The organism is Deinococcus sp., assembly GCF_025362455.1.
In the GTDB taxonomy this organism is placed as follows: domain Bacteria; phylum Deinococcota; class Deinococci; order Deinococcales; family Deinococcaceae; genus Deinococcus.
The window spans coordinates 1-2,740 of the sequence record NZ_JANYGJ010000045.1 but is presented as its reverse complement, the minus strand read 5'-3'; the positions used below and the strand labels follow the sequence as shown (position 1 = coordinate 2,740).

2 protein-coding genes are annotated in these 2,740 nt (G+C 66.0%); both read left to right on the top strand.

Annotation, left to right across the window (positions count from 1 at the left end):
• Positions 1-897, top strand: an 897-nt coding sequence (locus Q0R23_RS03315) for an FGGY-family carbohydrate kinase (protein WP_293910342.1), incomplete at its 5' end; no start/stop codon positions are given.
• A gap of 431 nt (positions 898-1,328) precedes the next feature.
• Positions 1,329-2,740 (top strand): glycerol-3-phosphate dehydrogenase/oxidase (locus tag Q0R23_RS03310; protein WP_293910340.1); only part of this gene is annotated, 1,412 nt, incomplete at its 3' end.

Here is a 2,740-nt window from a genome sequence, read left to right as displayed (position 1 = left end):
GAATTACTCACCCTGCTGGACATCCCCCGAACGCTGCTGCCGGAGGTTCGGGGTAGTTCGGAGGTCTACGGCCTGACCTCCGAGGGGCTGCTGGGCGCTCAGGTGCCGATTGCGGGCGTCGCGGGCGATCAGCAGGCCGCCACCTTCGGGCAGGCGTGTCTGGACGTGGGTATGGCCAAAAATACCTACGGCACCGGCTGTTTCATGCTGCTCAACACCGGCCCGGAGGCGGTCGAGTCGCACCACCGATTACTCACGACGGTCGGCTGGCAACTGAACAATCAGCGCACCTACGCCCTGGAAGGCGGCGTGTTCGTGGCGGGCGCGGTGGTCCAGTGGCTGCGCGACGGGCTGGGCATCATCCGTAGCGCCAGTGAAGTGGAGGAGCTGGCCGCCCGCGTGCCGGATAGCGGCGGGGTGTATCTGGTGCCCGCCTTCGTGGGCCTGGGGGCGCCATACTGGGATCCGTATGCACGCGGCACCATCGTCGGCATGACGCGGGGCACCACTGCCGCCCACATCGCCCGCGCCGCCCTGGAGAGCGTGGCCTTTCAGAGCGCCGAGCTGCTGGACGCCATGCAGCAAGACAGCGCCGCGCCCCTTCAGGAACTGCGGGTGGATGGCGGCGGCAGCACCAACGACGCCATGATGCAGTTTCAGGCCGACATTCTGGGCGTGCCAGTCATTCGCCCCAGAGTCACCGAGACGACCGCCCTGGGCGCCGCTTACCTCGCCGGGCTGGCGGTGGGTTTCTGGAGCGGTCTGGACGAACTGAGGTCACTCTGGCAGGTCGGCCAGCGCTTCGAGCCGAACATGAGCGGAGATCAGCGAGAGGGGCGGATGCACACCTGGAAGCGGGCGGTGGAGCGGAGTCAGGGCTGGGTAGAAGCGGAGTGATATGCAATCAACTCGATGTTCGGGCATTTCGGCTGGACGCTGTTGACCCCTCTCCTTCGGAGCTGTACCAGTCGCCCCCTGCGGGAGAGTCGCAGACCTGAGGAGTGGCGTGCCCAGGCGCGTCCGTTCACGACGAGTGCTTGCAGAGGGGAGCTGCGAAGCAGCGGGGTGAGGGGGCGACCAGGCAGCATTCCCGCCCCAGGCACGACATTCAATTCAACATGAGCTGAACGCAGTGCTGAACGGTGACGCGCCCTAATCTCTAAATCTCCATTCCGACCATGAATCAACGCTCAACATCAGCCCGGCTCGCCGGGGACGCCCGCCCTTGATCCGTCTGTGAACATGTGTTCAAATGCTCTGAACAGACGTTCGCTCAGACCGTCGCGCAGGCCCACACTCCTTCCAGACCGCTTGCCAGAGGACACCATATGACACGTGCAGACACCATTCAGGCCATTCAAGGCGCTCAGCCCTGGGACGTGCTGGTCATCGGTGGCGGGGCTAGCGGCCTGGGCACGGCGCTCGAAGCCGCCAGCCGGGGTTACCGGACCCTGCTGATCGAGGCCCACGACTACGCCAAGGGCACGTCCAGCCGCAGTACCAAGCTGGTTCACGGCGGCGTGCGCTATCTGGCCCAGGGCAACGTCTCGCTGGTCCGTGAGGCGCTGCACGAGCGCGGGCTGCTCAAGAAGAACGCGCCGCATCTGGTGCATGACCTGGGCTTCGTGATCGCGGCGTACAAATGGTGGTCGGCACCGTTCTACGGCATCGGGCTGAAGATGTACGACCTGCTGGCGGGCAAGCTGAATCTGAAAGCCAGCCGCTACATCGGTGTTCAGGAAGCGCTGAAACATGCGCCGACACTCAAGCGCCAGGGCCTCAAAGGCGGCATTCTCTACTACGATGGTCAGTTCGACGATTCGCGCCTGGCGATCACGCTGCTGCGGACGCTGGAAGACCACGGCGGGGTGGCGCTGAACCACGCGCCCGTGACCGCCCTGCACAAGAACGCGGCGGGTCAGGTGGACGGGGCGACCCTGACTGATAGCGAAACCGGCCATGAATATCAGGTCCAGGCGAAAGTCGTGGTGAACGCCACCGGGGTCTTCGTGGACAGCGTGCGGCGAATGGACGAGCCGGGTGTCAAGAACATGCTCTCACCGAGCCAGGGCGTACACATCGTGGTGGACCGCCGCTTTCTGCCCGGCGACAGCGCCCTGATGGTCCCGCGCACCGACGACGGACGGGTGCTGTTCGCGGTGCCGTGGCACGACCATGTGGTGATCGGCACGACGGATACGCCCGTGCCGGAAGCCAGCCTGGAACCCAAAGCCTTGCCCGAAGAGATCGAATTCATCCTGCACACCGCCGCGCAGTACCTGGACCCGGCGCCGACCCGCGACGATGTGCGCAGCGTCTACGTGGGCCTGCGTCCGCTGGTCAAGGCGGCTGAGGGTACCGATACCAAGGCGCTGTCCCGCGACCATGTGATCCGCATTTCGGACAGCGGCCTGATGACCCTGACCGGTGGCAAGTGGACCACCTACCGCCGCATGGGCGAGGACACCGTGAACCGCGCCGCCCAGCAGGCCGGGCTCCCCGAACGCCTGAGCCTGACGGCGGGCCTGCCCCTCCACGGCTGGAGCCAGGAGCACACCCTGGGCGAACACTGGCAGGTCTACGGCACCGACGCTGCCCATATTCAAAAACTCGGCGGCGCCGAGACTCTGCTTCACCCGGAGCTGCCCTACACCGAGGCCGAGGTCCGCTGGGCCGCCCGCTTTGAACAGGCCCGCACCGTGGAAGACGTGCTCAGCCGCCGCCTGCGGGCGCTGCTGCT